This is a genomic window from Sulfuricurvum sp. (assembly GCF_049305995.1).
GTDB lineage: Bacteria > Campylobacterota > Campylobacteria > Campylobacterales > Sulfurimonadaceae > Sulfuricurvum.
In genome coordinates, this window is sequence record NZ_JBAQPS010000224.1 from 1 (window position 1) to 7,318 (window position 7,318).

The window sequence follows — 7,318 nt, forward strand, 5'->3', positions numbered from 1 at the left end:
GGAATCGAAGTGGCAATTGATGATTTTGGTACAGGATATTCTAGTTTGAGCTATCTTAAAGCTTTTCCGATTGATAAACTTAAAATTGATCAGTCGTTTGTTCGCGGGTTGGAGTCGGATGAACAAGATCGTGCAATCGTTAGAGCGATTATCGGTATGGCTAATGCGTTGGGGCTTAAAACCATTGCTGAGGGGATCGAGGAGAAAGAGCAGGGGAGGCTTTTGGAAGAATATGGATGTCAGCAAGGACAGGGATATATGTATTCACGTCCCCTCAGTGAAGAAAAATTTATCGAATTTTTGAAACAAAGTATATTGTCTTGATACATTCATCCAAAATTATCCTTGTAGGGGCGTCGGCTGGCGGACCTGGAATTATCGAAAAACTCTTAACGGCATTGCCTGAAACCTTTACAACCCCGATTTGTATCGTGCAACATTTTCCGGCTGATTTAACTCACTCCTTTGTTTCCAGATTACAAATGTATACCACCTCTCATGTTGTCGAATCATACGATGGGTTGAGCGTCGATAAACGGATGATTATTGTTGCGAAGGGGGGGGTGCATTTAGGCTTTCGTTCAAAGAATAATAACATTATGATCGCTGAAGAGTTGGAAGGTATTCGTAGCGATTTTATTCCCAGTATTGATGCTATGATGATAAATGCGCTAGAGGTTTATGAAGCGTCAGCAATTTTGGCAATTTTACTGAGCGGAATCGGTGATGACGGTGTCGATGGAATGGTAAAAATTAAAATGTCGGGCGGGATGAGTATTTGTCAGGATGAAAAAAGCTCTCCGGTTTTTGGAATGCCGGGGAGAGCGATTGAGCGTGGTGGTGTGAGTATGATTTTATCGGTAGAAGAAATTGCTAAATTCATGATACAGTTTGATTTAATATGAATAATGAATCGATGATCAATACCCTTTTGGAGCGTATTCAAAAAGAAACGGGTATTGTACTTAAGCGAGATACAGACAGAGAAAAAATACAACGCTTTATCGAGAATGGCGGAGAAATCCCTAAAGATTTTGAGCCGTTAAGTTCAGCATTGATTAATTTAATCACGGTAAATGAGACCTATTTTGAGCGTGAATCATACCACTTTGATCGTTTGATAAATGAAATTTTACCTAACATCGAAACGGCTAGTCCGATTCTCCCGATACGTGTATTAACCGCTCCATGTTCCAGTGGCGAAGAGAGCTATACGATTGCACTGCGTATTTTAGCTATGGGTAAAAAAATATCACGTCCGATTGAGATAGTAGGGATTGATATTTCCGAAGAGATGATTTATAAAGCCAATCGAGGCTGCTATTCGGAGCGCTCTGTTCATGCGTTAAGCCAAGAGGTATTGGAACACTATTTTTTTCAAACGGAAGAAGGATACCGTTTATATCCTATCGAAGAAATTAGTATCCATTTTATTACAGGAAATCTTTTTGATGATAAATTATGGGAAGATTTAGGAGATTTTGATGTTATTTTTAGCCGAAATATGATGATTTATTTTGACGCAGATAAAAATAAAGAGTTGCTATTGAATTTTAAAAAGCATTTGAAAGGTTATTTGATTTTAGGACATGCAGATGATCATTTAAATGCAAAAAAAATATTTACCCCCCTGCGAGGTGAAGGGGGAAATATCTATACTCTTTAAGTTCGAAATACTGCAATTTGCGCTGTGAGTTGTTCTGTCATTTGGTGGAGATGTTCTGCCGCTGCGGCGATTTCTTCGACACTACGCGCATTGGCTGTTGAGAGTTCGTTGATGTTACCGATTTTTACAATAATTGATTCGGTAGTCATCGCATTGGTTTGGGTATCGTTTGAGAGTTTTTCAATAGCGCTGACGGTTTCAGCTAGGGCATCAACAGCTGTTTCGGTATGGTCGTTGACCTCTGCGGATGCGTCAACTAAATTTTCTATCCGCTTGGCATTATGATTCATTTGGTCGGTAATATCATTAATCGATTGAACAATGACATTGACGGTAGCATTGGTTTCAACAAGACTTTTTTGTGTTCGTTCGGCGAGTTTGCGTACTTCATCGGCAACGACGGCAAATCCTCTACCGTGCTCACCTGCACGCGCCGCTTCTATCGCGGCATTAAGTGCGAGGAGGTTTGTTTGATCGGCAATATCAGCAATGACGGTAAGGACTTGTTTTACTTGAGAGGCTTCTTGGGAGAGGGAATTGAGACGATTATTGATCTCATTTTCCATTTGTACGGTTAATGAAAGCTGCTCGATTGTATTGTGAAGAGCCGATTGAGCTTCTTGGAGATTACCACGAGCGTTCAGTGCTTTTTCACGAACCATTTTTGCTTCGGAAGCGGATGCTTTCATCGCCTCTTTCATCTTATCGGATTCACTGGTGGTATGATTAACAATTTTTGCTTCTTCTTCGGCTGCTTTTCCGATGCTAAGCGTTGTTGCTGAAAGTTCTGCTGAGACAGAGAGATTTTCGCTTGATGCGGAACGGATACCTTGGAAAGCATGACGCAGTACATTGACAAGTTCATTGACTTTACGACTCATTTGCGCGAGTTCATCGTCCCCTTCTACTTGTATATTTTGCGTAAAATCACGATTGTGGGCAACTGTTTTAATAATTTTTTCGAGACGCGCAATGGAATTGGTGATATTTTGGATGATAAAATAAAAAATCCCCATCATCACGAGAATACTGATGACGATGATAGATTCAATGAGCGTAGCATTGGAATCGAGTGTGGCAATATTTTTCGCTTCCATGACTTTGAGTAAATCACGCTCCTCTTGAACAATTTTTTCATAGATAGCAGCAGATTCTTCGGTGATTTTTTGAAGCGTTTTTCCTTCTACACTATTGGCGAAATTAGGGCTATGGATATTGTTTTTATGATTACTAATAATTTTAATTCGAGGTTCGTTCAGTTCGTGCCACGCTTTATGGTCATTTGCGATTTTGCTTAAACGATCTTTGTTTTCTTGGGAACGGGTAATTTTGGACAATTTTTCAATCGCTCCTGCAAGTTTAACATTTCGTTCTTGGTAGCGTTCGATAAAATCATTTTTATGAAGAAGCTGAAATCCGCGAAGCTCCATCATTGCACCGTTTGTGTGAGCACGGATATCACCGAGTAAAACCATTCTCTCTGCTGTTCGTTTTGCATCATGATTGTTTGAATACGATAAGTATCCTAGCGTGGCGTATGTTATGAAACTAAGTGCCATTAATGCAATGAGTTTGCCTTTGATTGTGGATAGATTAAACATTTGATCACCCCTTTTGTACCCTAAACGGCGTTTTTTTTATTATAACATGTTTGGAATAGGTTGGGATTTTTTTTTAGCGTTTCATTCGATCTAAGATAAACAGAGGATAAAAAGGGTACAGCTCGATGCTATCTCGCAAAAGAGTTTGCTATAATTAGTATTCAAACCAACTAAAAGGAAATAGTATGGCCTATATTACACAATTAAAACATTTGATTCAAAACGAGTTAATTCCTGATGTGGAAGAACATATTGACGATATTTTCGAATCAATCGCGTCACAAAAAGATGCAACAGTTGAAGAACGTGCACAGTTAGAAGATATGCAAGCCCTTCGCGATGAGTATAAAGATCTTTTGGGGGAGATTAACAGCGGTGAGATCGATGAAGAAGAAGCAGAGCAGCTCTACACCGAGCTCACCTCCATGCGTGAGGGAGAAGGGGACGAAGAGGATGATTATTATGATGATGACGAGGATGAAGACGAAGACGAAGACGACTATGATGAGTTCGATATAGATGCTGAAGACGATCAGTATTAATGGCTACGTTTGTACTTCTTGATACGGAGACGACGGGGGCTGGTGATAATGATCGGATTATTCAGTTGGGTTATATGGTTTTGGACGGCAAAAAAGTTGACGTCTACAACGATATGTGCTCGGCTGAGGTTCCTATCGGATACGGTGCGATGGAAGTTCATGGCATTACCCCTGATATGATTGAGGGGTTACCCTCATGTGTCGAAACAAAAGCCTTTAAAACACTTTGTGAGCTTAATACCTCTGAAAATGTCCTCATTATTCACAATGCACCGTTTGATTTAGGGATGCTTTCTAAAGAGGGATTTATCTCTCAGATGCGACTGATCGATACCCTTCGTTGTGCACGACATCTGTTTGAGGATGAGGAAGCCCATCGATTGCAGTATTTTCGTTATCGTTTGGGGCTGTATAAAATCGAACAAGCCGAAGCCGATGCACTGGGGATTGTCGTTAAAGCGCACGATGCTATCGGGGATGTTTTGGTATTGAAACTGTTTCTTACTGAACTTCGAAAACGATTGCAAGAGCGATATGAGGGGGTAAATCCGATCGATAAGATGGTTGAACTCACTCAAACGCCGGTATTTTATACACGACCGCTTAAATTCGGCAAATACAAAGGGAAAACACTTACGGAGATTGCTGAAGGGGATAAAGGGTATCTAACGTGGATGCTCAGTAATATGGAGAGTTTAGATGAGGATATGCGCTACAGTATCGGAAGGGTTTTAGAAGTGTGACTGTAGTAAAATTGCATTGAGTAAAATCATACAATTTTAAAGTATAATTAAGAGCTTTCGTCAGTCTCATTATAGATACTTGAAGTGAACAAAAAGATAGGATTAATGTTGAAAAAAAGTATAGATCAGTTTCTAGAATTACCTACTGATACAACATTACAACCGTATTTAGACAGTAGTATCGTCAATATACTCCCTCAGCGAATTCGTAGATCATTGCAAGAAATAAATCCAACCTCTCTTTATATTCTGAATAATAGACCCGTTATTCTCTTTTTCGATAAAGCAGTTGATAAAAATAATGTTTTTAAAAAGTGTTGGAATTTCGGGGAAGCTCCAATTATTATTATTGAAACTGAAACAGATTTTGAAGTATATAATGGATTTGAATATATACTTAAAAATGGAAACTTTACACTAACTTCTCTAAACTCAGAAAAATTAAATTATCTTTCTATTATTAGCGGTAAATATTTTGCAGAATCAACATTTAAACAAAATAATAATCGTGTAGATAAAAAACTATTGGAAAATATAAAATATGCTAGAGAAGAGTTACTCAATAATGGATTGAACGACTATAAAGATATTGCAAACTCATTGGTTGGGCGTATTATTTTTGTTAGATATTTGATAGATAGACACGTAGAATTATCTTTTCAAGGTATTTCAAAAATTTTGACCAATGAAGACTTGAAAGAAATTTTAAGTGATAAAAATAAGACGTATGAGCTATTTCAATATTTAAAGTCTGATCAAGGATTTAATGGAGATTGGTTTCCTATAAATGATCTTGAGTACACATTAGTAAGTGAAGAACATTTAAAAATTTTGAAAGAGTTGGTAAGTGGTACTGAGATAAGAACTGGACAGCAATCTTTGTTCGATTACTATGATTTCTCAATTATTCCTATCGAGTTTATTTCAAATGTGTATGAGAGTTTTATTGGTGAAGAAGAGCAGAAAAAAAATGGTGCATACTATACTCCAACATTTTTAGTAGATTATATTTTAAAATATACGGTTGATGAGTATTTTAAAAACAATCCAACTGAATATAATTGTAAAGTTCTCGATCCAGCTTGTGGAAGCGGTATATTTTTAGTTGAAGCTTTTAGAAAATTAGTTACTCAATTTGAAAAAGTTACAGGTAGAAGAATAGAGCAACAGGAGATCGTAAAAATTGCTGAGGATAATATATTCGGCATAGATAAAGATAAAAATGCCGTACAGATTAGTGTTTTCTCACTCTACCTTACGATGCTCGATTATCAAAATCCAAAGGATATAGAACAGTTTAAATTTCCGTATTTGTTAAAAAGTGAAAAGAATCCTAATGCTAACTTTTTTCAAAGTGATTTTTTCGATACTAATGCAGAGTGCAATCAAATACTAAAAGATAAAAAGCTTGATTTTATTATTGGAAATCCTCCGTATGGTCGAGGAACTATTAAGAAAAAGAGTTTAGCTGATAAATATGTAGTAAGTAATAAATTAAAAGTTGGCAATCAAGATATTGTTCAGCCTTTTATGTACCGAGTTAAAGACTTTGTTTCTCAAAGTACAAAGATCAGTTTTATAGTTACCAGCAAGGTGTTATATAACTTGCAAAGCAATACCTTTAGAACAAAACATTTTTTTAATCAATTTAAAATAAACCATATCCTAGAGCTTTCATCGGTAAGACATGAAATTTTTGAGAATGCTGATGTACCTGTCTCAATATTATTTTATGAATATAGTACACAGGAAGAAGTATTAAAGAATACTATCAATTATATTTCAATGAAACCGAATCCGTATTTTAAGAAATTAAAAATGCTTACTCTTGCTAAAAGTGATTTTAAAAAGATATTGCAATCAAAACTGCTAGAAGATGATTATTTGTGGAAAATATTGGTATATGGTTCATATTTAGATTTTAATTTAATTAAAAGATTAAAAAAATATCCATCTATTAATGAGTATGCTATAGAAAAAAACTATCCAATTGGTAGAGGAATAAGTGCTAGTAAAGGGAAGTATAATATTTCACAGTATCTCGGGAAAGATTTTATTGATGTTTCAAATAATTCCAATATGGATTCATTTTATGTAGCTAAGACATTACCTCGTTGGAATATAGAAAAAGTACATAGACAAGGTGAAAATAAATTATTTAATCCATATACAGTGCTAATACGAAGAGGTGTTAACACAAAAGATTTAAAAGCAAAATCGGCAGTTTTGTATAAAGAAGCAATTTTTAAACATGCACTTAGTGGAATAAATACTAGTAATATAGATGAAGCAAAAAATTTTGTAGGTTTGATAAACTCTAATTTGTTTGCGTATTTTAATCTTGAAACAGCTACTTCTCTTGGTGTTGAAAGAGAGCAACTTCATGATGAAGAAAAATTGCGTATGCCTTTTATGAATAATCAAAAAATTGTTTCCCTTGTGTCTGATATTGAAAAGTTAAAGACTGAACATTTTGATACGAGTAGTTCAAATATTCTAAATTATGAACAAAATTTAAAAATGCTTATTAACCAACTAGATCAAATAGTATTAGAATCATTTGATTTAACTGAACAAGAGATTGCACTTGTTGACTATGCTAATAGCATTGTGATTCCTTGGGTTATTCAAAAAAAATACGATGTTGCATTTAAAAAGCTAGCTTATAAAGATAATATTATAGAAGGGTATATCAATATTTTTATCGATCATTACTCTAAAATTTATGAGCAAAATGATATGTATTTTAAAGCGGAAGTGTTTCAA

At 35.6% G+C, this 7,318-nt stretch carries 7 protein-coding genes; 6 read left to right on the forward strand and 1 reads right to left on the reverse strand.

The window, feature by feature from the left end:
- The 3 genes from WA010_RS07700 to WA010_RS07710 form a co-directional block, all read left to right on the forward strand.
- A partial coding sequence (locus WA010_RS07700; protein WP_422556547.1) for an EAL domain-containing protein occupies positions 1 to 324 on the forward strand: 324 nt, incomplete at its 5' end.
- Positions 321 to 905 carry a CheB methylesterase domain-containing protein gene (locus WA010_RS07705; protein WP_422556548.1) on the forward strand — a complete coding sequence of 195 codons (585 nt, stop codon included), beginning with the start codon at positions 321 to 323 and terminating at the stop codon, positions 903 to 905. The genes WA010_RS07700 and WA010_RS07705, both read left to right, overlap by 4 nt.
- The gene (locus WA010_RS07710; RefSeq protein WP_422556549.1) at positions 902 to 1,666 is read left to right on the forward strand and encodes a CheR family methyltransferase; all 765 of its coding nucleotides are present in this window, start codon (positions 902 to 904) and stop codon (positions 1,664 to 1,666) included. The genes WA010_RS07705 and WA010_RS07710 overlap by 4 nt, the downstream gene beginning before the upstream one ends.
- On the opposite strand, the gene WA010_RS07715 is transcribed toward WA010_RS07710, so the two are convergent.
- Positions 1,663 to 3,267: a methyl-accepting chemotaxis protein gene (locus WA010_RS07715; protein WP_422556550.1), complete on the reverse strand. Its 1,605-nt coding sequence runs from the start codon at positions 3,265 to 3,267 to the stop codon at positions 1,663 to 1,665. The two genes, WA010_RS07710 and WA010_RS07715, sit on opposite strands and share 4 nt — an antisense overlap.
- Positions 3,268 to 3,452: 185 nt before the next feature.
- Here WA010_RS07715 and WA010_RS07720 point away from each other — a divergent pair, with 185 nt between their 5' ends.
- From WA010_RS07720 to WA010_RS07730, 3 genes are all read left to right on the forward strand, one after another.
- Positions 3,453 to 3,809, forward strand: coding sequence for a hypothetical protein (locus WA010_RS07720; RefSeq protein WP_422556551.1), 357 nt, complete (start codon positions 3,453 to 3,455; stop codon positions 3,807 to 3,809).
- Positions 3,809 to 4,552 (forward strand): exonuclease domain-containing protein, encoded by a 744-nt coding sequence (locus tag WA010_RS07725; RefSeq protein ID WP_422556552.1) that lies wholly within the window; start codon positions 3,809 to 3,811, stop codon positions 4,550 to 4,552. The genes WA010_RS07720 and WA010_RS07725 overlap by 1 nt, the downstream gene beginning before the upstream one ends.
- Positions 4,553 to 4,660: 108 nt before the next feature.
- The coding region (locus WA010_RS07730; RefSeq protein WP_422556553.1) for an HsdM family class I SAM-dependent methyltransferase at positions 4,661 to 7,318 on the forward strand (2,658 nt) is incomplete at its 3' end.

What these genes read in the sequence shown, in the direction of transcription:
- WA010_RS07725 (WP_422556552.1), top strand. Translation starts at nt 3,809, where the DNA reads ATGGCTACGTTTGTACTTCTTGATACGGAGACGACGGGGGCTGGTGAT.
- WA010_RS07715 (WP_422556550.1), bottom strand. Translation starts at nt 3,267, where the DNA reads ATGTTTAATCTATCCACAATCAAAGGCAAACTCATTGCATTAATGGCA.
- WA010_RS07710 (WP_422556549.1), top strand. Translation starts at nt 902, where the DNA reads ATGAATAATGAATCGATGATCAATACCCTTTTGGAGCGTATTCAAAAA.
- WA010_RS07720 (WP_422556551.1), top strand. Translation starts at nt 3,453, where the DNA reads ATGGCCTATATTACACAATTAAAACATTTGATTCAAAACGAGTTAATT.